The sequence below is a fragment of the Plantibacter sp. CFBP 8775 genome, assembly GCF_014839505.1.
In the GTDB taxonomy this organism is placed as follows: Bacteria; Actinomycetota; Actinomycetes; order Actinomycetales; family Microbacteriaceae; genus Plantibacter; species Plantibacter auratus.
Genome location: NZ_JACYNV010000002.1, coordinates 119,791 through 137,642 on the forward strand (window position 1 = coordinate 119,791; position 17,852 = coordinate 137,642).

The window sequence follows — 17,852 nt, forward strand, 5'->3', positions numbered from 1 at the left end:
TCGGAGCCTTCACTATACCCCCAGGGGGTACCCCTTGCAACCGTCCGCGGGACGCGATCGCCGGGTCAGCCGAGCAGGTCGAGCGCCCGCACCGCCGCCCGCTCCTCCTCGAGTTCCGCCACGGAGGCGTCGATGCGGCGCTGCCAGACGGGCGCGACGTCGAGCCCCTCGACCACCTCCCAGCGTCCGTCGACCGAGCGGGCCGGGAACGAACTCACGAGCCCCTCCGGCACGCCGTACCAGCCCTCCGACGGAAGCGCCACGGAGGTCCAGCGTTCCGGCCGGCCCGGGATCGCCGTGCCGTTCACCCAGTCATGCACGTGGTCGATGGCGGCGGCAGCGGCCGAGGCGGCGGACGACGAGCCGCGCACCGCGATGATCTCCGCACCGCGCTTCGCCACCCGTGGGATGAACTCGTCGGCGATCCACTCCTCGTCGACGAGTTCGAGGGCCGGACGACCTCCGACCGTCGCGTGGGAGAGGTCCGGCACCTGGGTCGCCGAGTGGTTGCCCCAGATCACGACGCCGTCGATCTCGGACACGGGTGCGCCGGTCTTGGCGGCCAACTGCGCGACGGCACGGTTGTGGTCGAGTCGGGTCAGGGCGGTGAACCGTTCGGCCGGCACCCCGCCTGCCGCCGACTGCGCGATGAGTGCGTTCGTGTTGGCCGGGTTGCCCACCACCAGGACGCGCACGTCGTCGGCCGCGCCGGCTCCGATCGCCGCGCCCTGCGGTGCGAAGATCCCGCCGTTGGCCGCGAGGAGGTCGGCTCGCTCCATGCCCGGACCACGTGGACGGGCACCGACGAGCAGGGCGACGTCCACCCCGTCGAAGGCGCGCGACATCTCGGTCGTCGCCTCGACCCCCGCCAGGAGCGGGAACGCGCAGTCCTGCAGTTCCAATGCCGTCCCCTCGGCCGCTCCGAGACCCTGCGGGATCTCGAGCAGGCGCAGGACGACGGGCCGATCCGGCCCCAGCAGCTGACCTGACGCGATGCGGAAGAGCAGGGAGTAGCCGATCTGGCCTCCGGCTCCGGTGACGGTGACGACGGTGGGTTCGCTCATACGCCCACGCTACTCCGCGGCCTCCGGCGTGGGTCGGGAGGCCTGCATGTCCGCCTCTGCGGAGTCCACTGCGTCGTGCTCCTCGGGAGACACCGGGCCCACCCGGCTCTTCCGCTGGGCCGAGGTCTCGGACGGCAGCGCGACCGCCGCCTCCGTGATGCGGTTCGCCATCCCGTTGAAGATGATCCCGTGGAAGGGCAGGATCGCGAACCAGTAGAGGCGTCCGCCGAGCCCCTTCGGGAAGAAGACGGCGCGCTGCCGGTAGACCGAGCCGTCGCCGACCGGGGTCGCGCTCATCTCGAGCCATGCCAGACCGGGCACGCGCATCTCGGCGCGCAGGCGCAACATCCGACCGCGTTCGAGGTACTCCACGCGCCAGAAGTCGAGGGCGTCCCCGACGCTCAGGTGCTGCGGATCGTCGCGACCACGTCGCAACCCGACACCACCGACGAGCTTGTCCATCCAGCCACGGATCGCCCACGCCAACGGGAAGGAGTACCAACCGTTCTCGCCGCCGATGGACTCGATCACCGAGAAGAGACGGTCGGCGCTCGCGGAGGTCTTCCGTTCCTTGAGATCGATGTAGACGGTGTGTCCGGCCCAGTCGGGGTCGCTCGGCAGCGGGTCGCTCGGCGCGCCGTCCACTGTCGCGTTCCGCCAGGAGGTCTCGACCTCACCGTCGCGCATGCGCTGCAGCGCGAGGCGCACCGCGCGTCGGTACCCCGTCAGACCGCCCTCCGGCGGCGGGATGACCGCGTCGATGTCGTGGTCGCCCATGACGCAGTCGACGAGCAGCGACTCGATGATCGGCGACGCGAGCCGGCGCGGGATCGGGGTCACGAGGTTCACCCACTGCGAGGCCAACCACGGGGTGAGGACCGGGAGCGGCGCGATCGGGCGCTGCGGGAGGCCGGCCTCGACCGCATAGCCGTTCATCATCTGTCCGTACCGGAGGACGTCGGGGCCGCCGATGTCGAAGGCCCGGTTCACGTCGCGGTCGACCTCGGCGCTCGCCAGCAGGTAGTGCAGGACGTCACGGACCGCGATCGGCTGGATGAAGTTCCGGACCCAGCGCGGTGCCGGCATGTACGGCAGGATGTCCGTCAGATGGCGGATCATCTCGAAGGAGGTCGATCCCGAACCGATGACCACACCGGCCTGCAGGACGATCGTCGGAACACCCGAAGCGAGCAGGATCCGCCCGACCTCGGTGCGGGACCGCAGGTGCTTCGACAACTCGACGCCCTCCGGGTGCAGGCCACCGAGGTAGACGATGCGCGACACCCCTGCCGCGGCAGCGCCGGCGGCGACGTGCTCGGCGGCGTCGAGCTCCGTCTGCTCGAAGTCGCCCTTGCCGCCCATGGAGTGCACGAGGTAGTAGACGACGTCGACGTCCGCGCAGGCCGATGCGACCTGAGCCGCGTCGCCGAGATCGCCCTCGACGACCTCCACCTGATCGCGCCAGGGCACGTCGGTGAGCCTCTGCGGCGAGCGCACGAGCACCCGGACCGTGTACCCGGCCTCCAGCAGCCGCGGCACGAGCCGCCCGCCGATGTAGCCGGTGGCACCCGTGACGAGCACGCGCTTCGGAGTCGATGATTCGGTCATGGGTGCAACGTTACGACCCGTCGNAGGAGCGCCTTCGTGTGCCAGACGGTCTTCACCTCGGTGAACGCGGTGATGCGGTCGAGGCTCGCCGGGACCGAGCCCCGGGAACCGTTCGGGCGGACCACACGCTTGAGCGTCTCGGCCGCGAGGACCTCGAGCTCGATCCAGTCGAGTGCTCCGGCGCCGGCGAGGTCGATCGCGTTGACGTCGGCGTGCGATGCGAGCCACGGAGCCATCTCAGCCGGCGATCCGGTCAGCACGTTGACGACGCCGCCGGGGACGTCACTCGTGGCGAGCACCTCGGCGAGGCTGATCGATGAGAGCGGCAGGCGCTCGCTCGCGATCACGACGACCGTGTTCCCCGCGGCCAGCGCCGGAGCGACGACGCTCACGAATCCGAGGAGCGACGAGTCCTGCGGCGCGATGAGCGCGACGACGCCCGTCGGCTCCGGAACCGAGAGGTTGAAGTACGGACCCGAGACGGGGTTCGCTCCCCCGACCACCTGGACGTACTTGTCCGCCCAGCCCGCGTACCAGACCCAGAGGTCGATGGCCTCGTCGACCTGTGCTGCGGCCTTCGCCTGCGAGACGCCTTCGGCCTGAACGATCTCCTCGATGAACTGCGCCCGCCGACCCTCGAGCAGCTCGGCGATGCGGTAGAGCACCTGCCCGCGGTTGTAGGCGGTGGCACCCGACCAACCGGCGAGTGCCGATCGTGCGGCGACGACCGCGTCGCGGGCGTCCTTCCGCGAGGCGAGCGATGCGTTCGCGAGGAACTCCCCCTTGGCGTTCGTCACCTCGTACGTCCTTCCGGATTCGCTGCGTGGGAACTTGCCGCCGATGGCGAGCTTGTAGGTCTTCGGGATGGTGAGCCGGCTCATCGCTGCTCCTCCTTCGTGGTGCTCGTGGACGACGCGACGGTGGCGGCGGCCGATGGTCCGGCCGGCGCGAGGTAGGCACCGAGCCCGTGGCGACCACCCTCGCGGCCGTACCCCGACTCCTGGTACCCGCCGAACGGGCTGGCGGGATCGAACCGGTTGAAGGTGTTCGCCCAGATGACGCCGGCGCGGAGCTTGTCCGCGACCGCGAGGATCCGGCTGCCCTTGTCGCTCCAGATACCCGCGGAGAGTCCGTACGGGGTGTTGTTCGCCTTCGCGATGGCCTCCGCGGGCGTCCGGAAGGACATGACCGAGAGGACCGGACCGAAGATCTCCTCGCGGGCGATCCGGTGACTGGTGGACACGTTCGTGAAGATCGTCGGCGCGAACCAGAACCCGTTCTCGGGCAGCTCGCAGTCCGGGCTCCACCGTTCGGCGCCTTCGAGCTCGCCGATGTCCGAAAGCTCGCGGATGCGGGCCAACTGCTCGGCCGAGTTGATCGCGCCGACATCCGTGTTCTTGTCGAGCGGGTCGCCGACGCGCAGCGTCTGCAGACGGCTCTTCAAGCGGTCGACGACCTCGTCGTGGATGCTCTCCTGGACGAGGAGCCGTGATCCGGCGCAGCAGACGTGACCCTGGTTGAAGAAGATGCCGTTGACGATGCCTTCGATGGCCTGGTCGATCGGTGCGTCGTCGAACACGATGTTCGCGGCCTTGCCACCGAGCTCGAGCGTCAGGCGCTTGTCGCTGCCGGCGATGGTCTTCGCGATCTCGCGCCCGACGGCGGTCGACCCGGTGAAGGCGACCTTGTTCACGTCGGGGTGGCGCACGATCGCCGCGCCGGTCGCTCCGGCACCCGTGACGATGTTCACGACACCGGCCGGCAGCTCGGCCTGCTGGAGGATCTCAGCGAAGATGAGTGCCGTGAGCGGCGTGGTCTCGGCCGGCTTGATGACGACCGTGTTGCCGGCGGCGAGCGCCGGTGCGACCTTCCACGCGAGCATGAGGAGCGGGAAGTTCCACGGGATGACCTGCCCGGCCACGCCGAGGGCACGGGGGTTCGCGCCGAGGCCCGCGTAGTCGAGCTTGTCGGCCCAACCGGCGTAGTAGAAGAACCAGGCGGCGACGAGCGGGACGTCGACGTCGCGGGACTCCTTGATCGGCTTGCCGTTGTCGAGGCTCTCCGCCACGGCGAGCTCGCGGGCGCGCTCCTGGACGAGGCGCGCGATCCGGAAGAGGTACTTGCCGCGGTCGGCGCCCGACAGCTTCGACCACACGCGGTCGTAGGCACGCCGCGCGGCGGTGACGGCGCGATCGACGTCGGCGTCACTCGCCGCGGAGATCGTCGCGATCGACTGCTCGGTGCTCGGTGAGATCGTCTGGAAGGTCCCGCCCGTGCCCTCGGTGAACTCGCCGTCGATGAAGAGGCCGTACTCGGAACGGAGGTGGAGGACGGAGGTGGACTCCGGGGCTGGTGCGTATTCGAGGAAGCTCATGATGTCCTAGTCGATGGTGACGTAGTCGGGGCCGGAGTAGTGGCCGGTGGTGAGTTTCTGACGCTGCAGGAGCACGTCGTTGAGGAGGCTCGAGGCACCGAAGCGGAACAGGTGCGGCTGGAGCCACTCCTCGCCGACCGTCTCGGCGACGGTCACGAGGTACTTGATCGCGTCCTTCGAGGAACGGATGCCGCCGGCGGGCTTCACACCGATCTGCTCACCGGTGAGGCGGTGCCAGTCGCGGACGACCTCGAGCATGAGGAGGGTCACCGGGAGGGTCGCGGCGGGCGCGACCTTGCCGGTGGACGTCTTGATGAAGTCGCCGCCCGCGAGGATGGCGAGCCAGGAGGCGCGCTTCACGTTGTCGTAGGTGTTCAGCTCGCCGGTCTCGAGGATGACCTTGAGGTGCGCCGAGGTGCCGTCGCTCCGACGGCAGGCCTCCTTGACCGCGACGATCTCGTCGAAGACCTGGCCGTACCGACCGGAGAGGAACGCACCCCGGTCGATGACCATGTCGATCTCGTCCGCTCCGGCGTCGACGGCGTCGGCCGTGTCCGCCAGCTTGACCGCGAGGGAAGCACGTCCGCTCGGGAAGGCCGTCGCGACCGCCGCGACGTTGATCCCGCCGGCGTCGTGTGCCGCACCAGGCTGCGTGTGCGCCGCGCCGAGCGCCTCGACGGCGTACGGCACCATGTCGCCGTAGACGCAGACCGCGGCGACGCGCGGTGTGGACGGATCGCCGGCGTCCGGGGTGATGGCCTTGGCCACGAGGGAGCGCACCTTCCCGGGGGTGTCGGCGCCCTCGAGGGTGGTGAGGTCGATGAGTTCGATGATGCGGTCGAGGGCCCAGGCCTTCGACGTCGTCTTGATCGAGCGAGTGCCGAGGTCCGCTGCGCGCTGTTCGAGCCCGACGGCGTCGACGCCCGCGAGGCCGTCGAGGTAGCGTCTGAGGCTGGCGTCGGTGACGGGGCCGTCGACGAGTTCGAGCGCCGTCGGCTTCGCCACGAGGTCGCCTGGTGGAGTGGTCATGGTGCGTTCCTTCCGAGCAGATCCTGCTCCGGGGTGTGCTGCTTGGCGGATGATGGTTCGTGGTCGGCGAGCAGTGCGGTCGCGGTCGCCTCGTCGGTGACGAGCACGGTGCAGAGGCCGCTGCTGACGACGGCTCTCGCGACGGCGTGCTTCTGCGCTCCGGCGATGACCGCGATGCTGCGACCGGCGCGTCGGAGCGCTTCGAGTCCGAGCCCGACCGTGCGCTCATCGAGTGTGGGGTCGACGATCATGCCCTCGGCGTCGATGTAGCGCCCGACGACGTCGCCGACGGCACCGCGTGCGACCAGGACGTCGACGTCCGCGGCCGTGAGGTATCCGCTGTGGACGAGGGCGGAGTCGGGCCCGGCCACGCCGGCACCGTACAGGTAGGTGTCGGCCGCTGCGGCCGTGCGGAGCACCTCCGCGACGGTGCGGTCCGACTCGATGCTCAGCTTCGTCTCCAGGCGCTCGAAGATCGCCGGGCTCGGGAGCAGGGTGACGTCGCCGCGGCCCTTCTCGGCGATCCGTGCAGCCGTGGCGGCCGCGGTGCCGACGCGCTGGTTGAGGCTCACGCCGCCGTTGATCTGCACGACGGAGAGCCCCGTCGCCCAGCCGTCGGACAGGTGGTCGGCGATGTCGCGGAGCGTCCTCCCCCAGCTCACGCCGAGCGTCCGCGGCACCGGTCGCATGGCGCCGAGGTAGTCGGCCGCCGCGCGTGCGACGCGTTCGTGGAGGTCGGCACTGTCGCTCGGGCTCGGCACGACGACCGCGTCCGCGAGTCCGAAGCGCTCGCGGAGCGCCCGTTCGAGTGGGAGGCGGCGCGCGCGCGGGTGCACGATCTCGATGCGGATGTAGCCGAGTTCCCGGGCCTGGGCGAGGAGCCGACCGACCTTCCACCGCGTGATGCCGAGCAGCGCGCCGATCTCGTCCTGGGTCTTCGTCTCGTCGTAGTAGAGCTCCGCGGCGCGCACCGCGAGCAGCTCGTCGCTTTCGATCACCTCGGGCCTCCTCCGGATCGTCTCCAGCCTAGGACGCCACCACCACCCGGACAACGTCCGTTGGTACTCATGCTCAGATGAGCAGAGGCCGGTGCGCGGATGCGCATCGTCGCCCAGGATCCGTCAGCAGGTCTGGAACAGACCGGTCACCGACCGCGCGCCGCGAGGTCCGCTTCGATCGTCGTCGGCCGGCCGGTGATCCGGCCGGCGATGGCGCACAGCGCGCCCGTGGCCAGCAGGAGCAGCAACGGGACGGTCCACGATCCGGTCACGGCGTGCAGCAGGCTCACGACCAGGGGGCCGAGTGCGCCGAGGGTGTAGCCGACGCTCTGCACGAAGCCGCTCAGGGCGACCGCGCCCTCGTGGGTCGCCGTCCGCAGGTTGATGAGCACGAGGGCGAGCGGGAACAGCAGCGGGCCGAGCCCGGCGAGCAGCACCCACAGCCACGTGAGCGTCGCCGGCCACAGGAGCAGCCCGAGGTAGCCGAGCACGAAGCACGCGCTCGCGACGTAGACGAGGACGGCGACGTTCCGCAGCCTCGCGACGAGCATCGGGACGATCAGGCTCGCCGGGACCCCCATCGCGGAGAAGAGCGAGAGCAGCAGGCCGCCCTGGGCCGGGGTGACGCCGGCGACGTCACCGACGATGGTGGGGAGCCAGGTGAACATCGCGTAGGCGTTCAGCGAGGAGGTGGCGAACACCGCCGCGATGGCCCACGCGATCGGCGAGCGGTGGACGAGGACGCGCCCGGCGCGGGGCACCTCCTCGATCTCGGGGTCCGTCGCGGCGGCGGCCCGGGCATCCCGACGCTCCCGGACGATGAGCGTGATCCAGGGCAGCACGGCGAGCATGGCGACGATGGACCACACACCGAGCGACACCTGCCACCCCGCCGCATCGGCGACCGGTACAGCGATCAGCGGCGGGATGAACGTGCTGACCGACAGGACCGTCGCGTAGAGGGAGGTGACGAGGCCGACGCGGTCGGGGAAGTACTTCTTGACCAGCGGTGGGAGCACGACGTTGCCGATGCCGATCCCGGCGAAGCAGAGCGCACTCCCGATCGCGAGGACGGCGAAGTCGGGGGCGAGCGAGCGCATCAGGTGCCCGGCCACGATCGACCCGAGTGCGATGAGCAGCACCGGCTCGAGGTGCAGCCGACGCACGAGTCGCGGGGTGAAGACACCGAACAGGGCGAAGCACAGTGGCGGCAGCATCCCGAGGAGCCCCAGCCCGACCGACCCCACGCCGATGTCGCCGTCGATCTCGGCGAAGATCGGCGACAGCGAGGTGACGGCTGTGCGGAGGTTCGCCGCGACCAGCACGATACCGACGAGCGCGAGGACCCTCCCCCGCCACAGGGGCGGGGTTTCGGGAGTCACGCGCCCCAGTTCGGCGACGGCGCCACGACACGCTTGATGGGTGCGGCGTCCGAACCGATCACGCCGACCGCCCAGGACCGGGATTCGACTCCCGGCTCGTCCCCCACCGGCGGGATGGGCGTGACGTCGGCCCGGATGAACACCTCTGGCGTACCGTCAGGCAGGGTGTAGCGCTGGACATCCTCCGGTGCGGCTCCCTCGGCACCCGAGACCTCCGCAGCCACGGCTTCGGTGTCGTCGCCCACAGCGTAGCCACCGACCACCTCGATCCGGACACCCGACTCCTCGGCGGACTCGACGAACACGACCGTCGCAGGAGTGTACGGCTCGCTCTGCTCGACGTCGCGCTCGACGACGGCCAGGCCACCCCAGGTGTAGCGGGTGCCGGGTGCCGTCTCGTTCCCGGCGGGATCGGCTGAGACGACGGGGTCTGCGCCGAACGCGGCCGTGAGGGCTGCAACGAGCGATGCGGCGGGGTCGAAGTAGCGCGCGGAGGCGATCAGCGTGTCGTCCTCCGCGACGACCTCCACGGTCTCCGCGCCGATCACGACGCGCGAGGCCACCGGCTCGGGCGTCGGGGTGGGTGTGGACGACGTTGCGGTCGTCGTCGGGCTGGCACTCGGCGCAGCCGCTTGCGGCGCACAGCCGACGAGGAGCAGGAGACCCGCGACGAGCGCAGGCAGGACACGAAGACGTGAGTGCATGGTTGGATTCCCCCGGGTGATGTGGCCCGAACGGGCGTTCACCAGCCTATCGATCGGCACGTTCATGCGCGTCGGAGACACCCCGAGACGCGGCGCGTCGGCTAGGACAGCATCCGGCGCGCGCGCTCGACGTCGTCGGTCATCTGCACGATGAGCGGCTCGATCCCGGTGAAGGCGACCATCCCGCGGATGCGCTCGACGAACTGCACCTCGACCTCGTCGTCGTAGAGGTCGAGATCGGTCTCGTCGAGGACGTAGGCCTCGACCTGCTTCTGCGGGACGCCGTCGAAGGTCGGGTTGTTCCCGACCGAGATCGCCGCCGGATACCGACGTCCTCGCCAGAACAGCCACCCTGCATACACGCCGTCCGCGGGGATGAGACCCTGCGAATCGGGAGACAGGTTGGCGGTCGGGAAGCCGAGTTCCCGGCCACGCTTGGCACCGTGGACGACGACGCCCCGCACGCCGGGCGGACGACCGAGGAGTCGCGACGCCTCGCGGACGTCACCCTCCTCGAGGAGTTCGCGGATCCAGGTGGACGACACCCGACGCCCGCCGCCGGGACGGACGTCGTCCACCACGCGCACGGAGAAGCCGTAGACCTCACCGAACGACTCCAGCGTGGCGACCGTTCCGAGGCCGCGATGGCCGAAACGGAAGTCCTCGCCGACGAGCACCGTCCTGGCGTGCAATGCTCCGACGAGGATCGAGGTGACGAACTCCTCGGGCGTGAGCTGGGCCAGTGTCTGGTCGAAGCGCAGCAGCAGGGCCGCGTCGACCCCGGCGTCCGCCAGGAGACCGAGCTTCTGCTCGTTGCTCACGAGCGACGCCGGGCAGCGGTCGGGGTTGATGAGGCTCAGCGGGTTGCGGTCGAAGGTGACGGCGACGGAGCTGAGACCGGCTGCCGCGGCCTCCTCGAGGAGCGCGGCGACGACCGCGCGGTGACCCGTGTGGACGCCGTCGAACTTGCCGATGGTGACGGCCGACGGTCCGAAGGCGTCTGGGACCTGGTCGAGCTCGGTGAACGTGATCATTCGCCGGTACGCCGATGTCCGGCCAACCACCACAGTCCGAGGACCGGGAGGACGAGCGGGATGTAGACATAGCCGCGGCCGAAGCCGGACCAGACCGTGTCGTGGGGGAACAGCTCGGGATCGAGCAGGCTCAGCAAGCCGACGATCAGGACCCCGGCGAGTTCGAAGGAGATCGTGGCCCATGCGATCCGCCGCCAGACGGCGCCTGGAGCGACGAGCGAGACGGTCGCCAGGATGTACACCACCGCGGCGACGGCCGAGAGCACGTAAGCCAGGGGCGCCTGGTCGAACTTGGTCGTGATCTGCACCACGGACCGGCCGGTGGCGGCGAGCGCCAGGATGCCGTAGACGGCGACGAGCACGACCCCGACACCACGGACGCGTGGACGGGCTGGAGCGGTGGTGGGGAGAGGCATGACCCGACGATTCTATGCGACGCAGGCCCTCGCCCAGGCACTTCGCGACGGTCACGCGGGCTGCGGCACCCTCGCCCTCCACCGTCGTCGGTGCGCCGACGGTCAGCCGAGCTGGACGGTCCAGATCTGCTCCATGCGGTAGAGCATCACCGCGATCGCGAGACAGACGACGCCGAGGACGACCGTCGACCATCGGGTGCGCTCGACGAGCGCCCAGAACCCGCCGGCGATCGGCAGGATCATCGCGGAGACGAGGTAGGTGTAGAACTCGGGCACACTCCCCGTGGCGGTGTTCCCGAACGCGGGTGCGGCGATCGCCACCACCAGCTGCACGATGAGGAGGACCTCGACGAGTGCCGTCGCCCCCATCGTCAGGTCGTTCGGCGCGCGCCCGGCGAACCCGAGCACGATGCAGAGGAGCCCGACCGCGACCGCGACCGCGATCTGGGCGAGGGTGAACCACTCGATCATGCCGGTTCCTCCGCCGGGAAGTTCACGACCGACTTGAGCGAGCCGCCACGGCGCTCCACGAGCCCCACCAGTCGGCCGTCCGGCGCGACGGCTGCGATCGGACCGGTGTGGCCGGCCGGCAGGTCGCGGTCGAGCCGCTTCCCGTGGCCGAGGTCGACCGCCTCCTGCTCCGTGAGCTCGAGGGCACCGAACAGGCGCTTCGCGACGTCAGCCGGGTGCAACAGTGCCGTCTCCACGTCGAGGTCGTCGATCGTCGACGCGTCCGCGACGTCGAAGGGTCCGATGCGGGTCCGGCGAAGCGCGGTGAGATGGCCGCCGACGCCGAGGGATGCCCCCAGGTCGCGGGCGAGGGCGCGGATGTAGGTGCCGGACGAGCAGACGACCCGGACGTCGACGTCGACGGCCGCGCCATCCCGACGGATGGCCAGCACGTCGAACGCACTGACGGTGACCGCTCGGGACTTCAGCTCCACCTCGATCCCCTCGCGGGCCAGGGCGTAGGCGCGCTTCCCGCCCACCTTGATGGCGCTCACCGTGCTCGGCACCTGCTCGATGTCGCCCGTCAGCGGACGGATCGCGGCGATGATCGCGTCGTCGTCCACGGCTGCCACCACGGCCTGGTCGGCGCGCTCGGTGACCTCACCTTCGGCGTCGTCGGTGGAGGTCGCCTCGCCGAGGCGGATGGTCGCCGTGTACTCCTTGTCGAGACCGACGATGAACGTCAGCAGTCGGGTCGACGAGCGCGTGCCCAACACGAGCAGCCCGGTGGCCATGGGGTCGAGCGTTCCCGCATGCCCCACCTTGCGTGTGCCGGCGAGCCGTCGCACCCGGGCGACCGCGTCGTGGGAGGTGTGCCCCTGCGGTTTGTCGATGAGGAGGATACCGGGACGGGCGGACGCCGACCCGGGTGCTGCTGCGCTGTTCTCGACCACCTTGCAACGGTACCAGCGGCGGTCGGCACCGCCGGGCGGCCGGAGCACCCCTGGGCGGCGGCGCTCAGCAGAAGTCGGCGAAGATCCGCCGTGGGTGCCGCTCGTCCGTGTTGTCCACGAGGGCGGTCGCCCGCGCGGTCGGGTCGTCGTCCTTGCGGTAGAGCGCCTGCCCGCCCACGTAGCGCGCGTTGGACGGCGCCGTCGGGTCGGCGTCGACGCCGAGGCGCTCGTGCAGCCGCTCGTAGGCCGTCGCCATCGGGACGTCGAGCCAGACCGACGCATGCCAGAGGCCGCGGAGCTCGGGACGGTTCAGGAAGACGCCGTCGACGATGAGGACGGCGTCCTGCGGGCCGGTCGTCCAACGCAAGGGAGCGCCGACGTCGCGCTGCTCGTCGAACCCGACGAGTTGGAAGCCGGCGCTGCCCGCCAGGCGGAAGGGCTCGACGAGCACCCGGCGGAACAGCGAATAGTCGAACGAGTCGAGCCAGTAGCCCTCGGCCGAGTCCCGCCCCCGCGCGTACCGTTCCTCGCGAGGACGGTGGAAGTCGTCGATCGAGGCACGGAACACCGCGCGTCCGGCCTCGTCGAACACCTCGGCCAGTCCGTCGGCGAACGCCGCCGTGCCGGAGCCGCTGACGCCGTCCACCGCGATGAGGGTGCGGCCTCGTGGGTAGTCCCGCTGGAACTGGTCTCGCAGCTGCCGGAGCAACTCGATCCGTGGTGTCGTGACGAGCTTCATGGCGCCGAGCCTACCCGCGCGGATCGTAGGCTGGTGCGGTGCCGCCCGAACCCTCCGACCTCGCCCCGCTCGTGACGGGTTGGTTCCGCACCGACGCGCGCGACCTCCCGTGGCGACGCCCGGGGTTCCCCGCCTGGGGCACGCTCGTGTCGGAGTTCATGCTCCAGCAGACGCAGGTCAGCCGGGTGATCCCGCGGCTCGAGGAGTGGCTCGAGCGCTGGCCGACGCCCGCCGACCTGGCGGCCGAACCACCGGCAGAAGCCGTCCGTGCCTGGGGCAGGCTCGGCTATCCGCGCCGAGCGCTCTGGCTCCATGCGGCGGCCACCCAGATCGCCGAACGGCACGACGGCATCGTACCATCGGACGTGGATCAGCTCTTGGCGCTCACCGGCATCGGCGACTACACCGCCCGCGCCGTCGCCGTCTTCGCCTACGGGGACCGGCACCCGGTGGTGGACACGAACACCCGACGGGTCATCGCCCGAGCCGTCCGCGGCCAAGGCGAGCCCGGCCCGCCGAACGCCAAGGCGGACCTCCCCGCCATGGAGGCGCTCCTGCCGGAGTCCCGCTCGGAGGCGGCCGTCTTCAACGCCGGGCTGATGGAGATCGGCGCGGTGGTCTGCACGGCTCGAGCACCGCGGTGCGAGGCGTGTCCGCTCCGCGAGGTGTGCGCTTGGCGCGCGGCGGGATACCCGGCCTACGACGGACCGGTCAAGACGAAGCAGAAGCAGTTCGCGGGCAGCGACCGACAGGTCCGGGGCATCATCATGGCCGAGCTCCGCTCGACCCACCGCTCACTGACGGACGAGGAGCTCCGGGCGCTCTGGCCCGACCGCGAGCAGTTCGACCGCGCACTCGCCGGACTGGTCGCCGACCGCCTCGCGGTGCGCGTCGACGGCGGGTACGCCCTCCCCCACGACTGACCGGTCCCTGAGCCCTACCCGGTCTCTGAGCCTTATGCGGTCCCTCAGCCCGAACCGCCCCTGAGCCCGAACCGCCCCTGAGCCCAAACGGCCCCTCAACCCCAAACGGCCCCTCAGCCTCAAACGGCCCCTGAGCCTGTCGAAGGGCGCACTTCGACAAGCTCAGTGACCGAACGAAGGAATCCGCACTTCGACAAGCTCAGTGACCGAACGAAGGAATCCCCACGTCGACAGGCTCAGTGACCGGATGAAGGAATCCCGGTCCCTGAGCCTGTCGAAGGGCTGGTGCGAGGTGGCTAGTCCTCGGCGTCCACGTCGCGCGGCTTGACGTAGGGGTCCTCGTCGCCGGCGTAGGCGGCACCGGCGGCAAGCCCGGCCACCTCGGTGTCGCGGTTCTTCGCCTCGCGCAGCAGGTCTTCGATGTGCTGCGCGTTCTCCGGGATCGCGTCCAGGAAGAAGTCGAGGCTCGGGGTCAGCCGGGTGTTGATGTTGCGGCCGATCTCGGCACGCAGCAGGCCCTTCGCGGACTCGAGCGCGGCCGAGGTGTCGGCGCGTTCCTCGTCGGAGCCGTACACCGTGTAGAACACGTTCGCGTGCTGGAGGTCGCCGGTCACCTGTACGTCGGTGATCGTCACGAAGCCGAGCCGCGGGTCGCGGATGCCCTTGTCGAGCCGTTTGGCGATGACTTCCTTGATGCGGTCCGCCAACTTGCGGGCCCTGGGGTTCTCTGCCATCTCGTCCTCCTCTGATGACCGTCGGGCGGAGGGCCGCCCGACGGATGCTGCACACACAATACAAGCAGGAATCCCCGCCGCCCTCCCGGAGGAGGACGACGGGGACCGGCCGAGCGGACTAGCCGCGCGGCTTCTCCTTCATTTCGATCGTCTCGATCTCGTCACCGATCTGGATGTCGTTGAACTTGCCGAGACCGATACCGGCCTCGAAGTCCGTACGCACCTCGGTGACGTCGTCCTTGAACCGACGCAGCGATTCGATCGCCAGGCTGTCGCCGACCACGACGCCGTCGCGGATGACCCGCGCCTTGGCGTTCCTCGTGATCGTGCCCGAGCGGACGATGACACCCGCGATGTTGCCGAACTTGGAGGAACGGAACACCTCGCGGATCTCGGCGACACCGGACTGGACCTCTTCGTACTCGGGCTTGAGCATGCCGGTGAGGCTCTGCTCGACGTCCTCGAGTGCGTTGTAGATGACCGAGTAGAACCGGACGTCCACACCCTCACGGGCCGCACGCTCGCGGGCCTTCGGGTCGGGGCGCACGTTGAACCCGATGATGATCGCGTTGTCGATCGTGGCGAGGTTGACGTCGGACTCGGTGACCGCACCGACACCGCGGTGGATGATCCGCAGCTGGACGCTGTCGTCGACGTCGATCTTGAGCAGCGACTCCTCGAGTGCCTCGACGGCACCGGAGACGTCACCCTTGATGATGAGGTTGAGCGACTCGACCTTGCCCTCTTCGAGTGCACGGGTGAAGTCCTCGAGCGAGATGCGCTTGCGAGCCTTGGCCAGAGCGGCGTTGCGCTCCGCGGCTTCACGCTTCTCGGCGATCTGACGCGCGGTGCGGTCCTCCTCGGTGACGAGGAAGGTGTCGCCGGCCCGAGGAACACTCGAGAGGCCCTGCACCTGGACGGGCCGCGAGGGACCCGCCTCGGCGACGGTGTCGCCGTTCTCGTCGACCATCGCACGGACGCGGCCGTAGGCCGTACCGGCGACGATCGCGTCACCGACGCGGAGCGTACCCGACTGGATGAGGACGGTCGCGACGGAACCGCGGCCCTTGTCGAGCTTGGCCTCGATGGCCACACCGCGTGCATCCTTGTTCGGGTTGGCGCGCAGGTCGAGACCGGCGTCCGCGGTGAGCAGCACGGCGTCGAGGAGGTCCTTGATGCCGGTGCCGGCACGAGCCGAGACGTCGACGAACATGACGTCTCCGCCGTACTCCTCGGCGACGAGGCCGTATTCGGTCAGCTGCTGGCGCACCTTGGCCGGGTTGGCGTCGGGCTTGTCCACCTTGTTGACCGCGACGACGATCGGCACGTTGGCCGCCTGCGCGTGGTTCAAGGCCTCCACCGTCTGCGGCATGATGCCGTCGTCGGCCGCGACCACGAGGATCGCGATGTCGGTGACCTGCGCACCACGAGCACGCATGGCGGTGAACGCCTCGTGACCCGGGGTGTCGATGAAGGTGATCGGACGCTCGATGCCCTCGTGCTCCGCGACGACCTGGTACGCACCGATGTGCTGCGTGATGCCACCGGCCTCGCCGGCGACGACGTTCGCGTTGCGGATGGCGTCGAGGAGGCGCGTCTTACCGTGGTCGACGTGACCCATGACGGTGACCACGGGAGGACGGATGGCGAGGTCCTCGTCGGACTCGTCCTCCAGCTCCTGGTCGAGGTCGATGTCGAAGCCCTCGAGGAGCTCCCGGTCCTCGTCCTCGGGCGAGACCATCTGGATCTTGTAGCCGAGCTCGGAACCGAGCACGTCGAAGGTCGCCTCGTCGAGCGACTCCGTCGCCGTCGCCATCTCACCGAGGTGGAACAGCACGGTGACGAGGTTGCCGGGGCTGGCGTCGATCTTGTCGGCGAAGTCCGAGATGGACGCGCCACGACGCAGACGGATGATGGTGTTGCCGTCGCCGCGGGGGACGCTCACGCCGCCGAGCGACGGGGCTTCCCGCAGCTCGAATTCGGCCCTCTTCGTCCGCTTCGACTTCCGTGCCTTGCTCTTGCCGCCACCGCGACCGAAGGCACCTGCGGTACCACCGCCGGGTCCGCGACCACGACCGCCGCCGCCACCAGGGCGACCGGCGAATCCACCGGCGGGTGCACCACCGGGGGCACCACCGGGACGGAAACCGCCACCGGCACCACCGGGACGGAAGCCGCCGCCACCGGCTGGACGACCTGCGCCACCCGGACGACCGGGGCCACCGGGACGCTGACCCTGACCGACGCCCGGACGGGGCGAGCCGGGGCGCGGAGCCTGCGGACGCGGGATGTTGCTGGGGTTCGGACGCTGACCCATGCCCTGAGCCGCTGCGAACGGGTTGTTCCCCGGACGCGGCGTGCCGGTCGGGCGCTGGCCCATGCCCTGCGAGGACGCGAACGGGTTGTTCCCCGGACGCGGAGCACCGGGACGGGGGCCGCCCGGCTTCGCGGCGTCGCCGGAGGGCGAGTCGCCGGCGGCCGGAGCCGCGGGTGCCGACGGTGCCGCCGGGGCAGCGGCCGCGGGTGCCTCCGCCGCAGGGGTGGGGGCGGCCGGAGCCTTCGGGCCTGGGGCGGCCTGCTTCGGCGCAGGCGCAGCGGGCGCCTCGGCCTTGGGGGCGGGGGCCGCGGGGGCCGGAGCCTTGGGTGCGGCGGGACCAGGGGTCGGAGCGCCGGGCGTGGCCGGACGCTTCGCCGGGGCGGCGGGGGCGGCTGACGCCTTCGCGCCCTCGGCCTCGAGGGCGGCGCGCAGCTTGCGGGCCACCGGTGGTTCGATACTGGAAGACGGTCCCTTGACGAACTCGCCCAATTCCTTGAGCTTCGCCATGGCGATCTTGCTGTCTACTCCGAGTTCGGATGCGATCTCGTGTACGCGTGGTTTTGCAGCCACAATTCTCCTGTCTGAGCTTGCACCCAGGCAGGGGCAAGCGTTAGTGGTGGACGGTGCTCATTTCGAGCCGCTCATGAGTTGTCCATTAGCCGTTCAGCCTGTTCTCTCGGAATGCCGCACCCGGGTGGGGCGGCAGCAGGATGGAGGCCCGGGATCCGGGCCTGATACCTGCGGTGGGAAGCACGGTGTGCGCCGGAGCGCTCTCGCGTGCACTCACCATCGTACACCCCGACCCTGGGTGCGGGCTCACCACCGGATCGTGAGCCGGTCGTTCGAGCCCGACGACGTCATTCAGCCGTCGGCGCGGCCGGTTCCGTCGACACGAAGGCCCGGACCGCCGACGCGTCGGGTCCCGTGGTCAGTCTGAGCGCCCTCGTGAACGCCCGACGCTGCACCGCCTGGTCGACGCACGCCGACGTCGGGTGCACCCAGGATCCGCGGCCTGGCAGGCGCGTCGCGGCGTCGGGGACGAGCGCCCCCTCGACCGCGACGACGCGCAGCAGTGCCGAGCGCGGCTCGCGACGGCGACAGCCGACGCAGGTCCGCACCGGTTCCAT

16 protein-coding genes and 1 pseudogene are annotated in these 17,852 nt (G+C 70.4%); 1 reads left to right on the forward strand and 16 read right to left on the reverse strand.

What is annotated here, in order from left to right:
- Positions 1-65 precede the first annotated feature (65 nt).
- The 13 genes and pseudogenes from IFR14_RS13185 to IFR14_RS13245 all read right to left on the reverse strand — a co-directional run bounded on the left by IFR14_RS13185 (position 66) and on the right by IFR14_RS13245 (position 12,751).
- Positions 66-1,064 carry a malate dehydrogenase gene (locus IFR14_RS13185; RefSeq protein WP_191941373.1) on the reverse strand — a complete coding sequence of 333 codons (999 nt, stop codon included), beginning with the start codon at positions 1,062-1,064 and terminating at the stop codon, positions 66-68.
- 9 nt (positions 1,065-1,073) lie between these two features.
- Positions 1,074-2,672: an SDR family oxidoreductase gene (locus IFR14_RS13190; RefSeq protein WP_191941374.1), complete on the reverse strand. Its 1,599-nt coding sequence runs from the start codon at positions 2,670-2,672 to the stop codon at positions 1,074-1,076.
- Between the two features lie 24 nt (positions 2,673-2,696).
- A pseudogene (locus IFR14_RS13195) lies at positions 2,697-3,553 on the reverse strand (aldehyde dehydrogenase family protein); the annotation flags it as partial.
- Positions 3,550-5,046, reverse strand: coding sequence for an aldehyde dehydrogenase family protein (locus IFR14_RS13200; RefSeq protein WP_191941375.1), 1,497 nt, complete (start codon positions 5,044-5,046; stop codon positions 3,550-3,552). The gene IFR14_RS13200 and the pseudogene IFR14_RS13195, both read right to left, overlap by 4 nt.
- Positions 5,047-5,052: 6 nt before the next feature.
- Positions 5,053-6,075 (reverse strand): deoxyribose-phosphate aldolase, encoded by a 1,023-nt coding sequence (gene deoC, locus IFR14_RS13205; RefSeq protein ID WP_071262338.1) that lies wholly within the window; start codon positions 6,073-6,075, stop codon positions 5,053-5,055.
- Positions 6,072-7,073, reverse strand: a complete 1,002-nt coding sequence (locus IFR14_RS13210) for a sugar-binding transcriptional regulator (protein WP_079707147.1) — start codon at positions 7,071-7,073, stop codon at positions 6,072-6,074. The genes deoC and IFR14_RS13210 overlap by 4 nt, the downstream gene beginning before the upstream one ends.
- A 146-nt stretch (positions 7,074-7,219) precedes the next feature.
- Positions 7,220-8,455 (reverse strand): MFS transporter, encoded by a 1,236-nt coding sequence (locus IFR14_RS13215; RefSeq protein WP_191941376.1) that lies wholly within the window; start codon positions 8,453-8,455, stop codon positions 7,220-7,222.
- A complete protein-coding gene (locus IFR14_RS13220) occupies positions 8,452-9,159 on the reverse strand; it encodes a hypothetical protein (protein WP_191941377.1) in 708 nt (235 codons plus the stop codon). The genes IFR14_RS13215 and IFR14_RS13220 overlap by 4 nt, the downstream gene beginning before the upstream one ends.
- Positions 9,160-9,260: 101 nt before the next feature.
- The gene (locus IFR14_RS13225) at positions 9,261-10,193 is read right to left on the reverse strand and encodes a bifunctional riboflavin kinase/FAD synthetase (RefSeq protein WP_079707151.1); all 933 of its coding nucleotides are present in this window, start codon (positions 10,191-10,193) and stop codon (positions 9,261-9,263) included.
- Entirely contained in the window at positions 10,190-10,609 is a 420-nt protein-coding gene (locus IFR14_RS13230; protein ID WP_191941378.1) for a hypothetical protein, read from the reverse strand. Before IFR14_RS13230 ends, IFR14_RS13225 begins: the two co-directional genes overlap by 4 nt.
- Positions 10,610-10,711: 102 nt before the next feature.
- Positions 10,712-11,080 (reverse strand): hypothetical protein, encoded by a 369-nt coding sequence (locus IFR14_RS13235; protein ID WP_191941379.1) that lies wholly within the window; start codon positions 11,078-11,080, stop codon positions 10,712-10,714.
- Positions 11,077-12,012, reverse strand: a complete 936-nt coding sequence (gene truB, locus IFR14_RS13240; RefSeq protein WP_191941380.1) for a tRNA pseudouridine(55) synthase TruB — start codon at positions 12,010-12,012, stop codon at positions 11,077-11,079. The genes IFR14_RS13235 and truB overlap by 4 nt, the downstream gene beginning before the upstream one ends.
- Positions 12,013-12,076: 64 nt before the next feature.
- Positions 12,077-12,751, reverse strand: a complete 675-nt coding sequence (locus IFR14_RS13245; protein WP_071262341.1) for a uridine kinase — start codon at positions 12,749-12,751, stop codon at positions 12,077-12,079.
- Between the two features lie 38 nt (positions 12,752-12,789).
- Here IFR14_RS13245 and IFR14_RS13250 point away from each other — a divergent pair, with 38 nt between their 5' ends.
- Positions 12,790-13,674, forward strand: a complete 885-nt coding sequence (locus IFR14_RS13250) for an A/G-specific adenine glycosylase (protein ID WP_342365701.1) — start codon at positions 12,790-12,792, stop codon at positions 13,672-13,674.
- Positions 13,675-13,970: 296 nt separating this feature from the next.
- On the opposite strand, the gene rbfA is transcribed toward IFR14_RS13250, so the two are convergent.
- The 3 genes from rbfA to IFR14_RS13265 all read right to left on the reverse strand — a co-directional run bounded on the left by rbfA (position 13,971) and on the right by IFR14_RS13265 (position 17,852).
- Positions 13,971-14,408: a 30S ribosome-binding factor RbfA gene (gene rbfA / locus IFR14_RS13255; protein WP_079707157.1), complete on the reverse strand. Its 438-nt coding sequence runs from the start codon at positions 14,406-14,408 to the stop codon at positions 13,971-13,973.
- Between the two features lie 118 nt (positions 14,409-14,526).
- Entirely contained in the window at positions 14,527-17,295 is a 2,769-nt protein-coding gene (gene infB / locus IFR14_RS13260) for a translation initiation factor IF-2 (protein ID WP_191941381.1), read from the reverse strand.
- Positions 17,296-17,582: 287 nt separating this feature from the next.
- Complete coding sequence (locus IFR14_RS13265; protein ID WP_137243273.1) at positions 17,583-17,852, reverse strand: YlxR family protein; 270 nt, start codon at positions 17,850-17,852, stop codon at positions 17,583-17,585.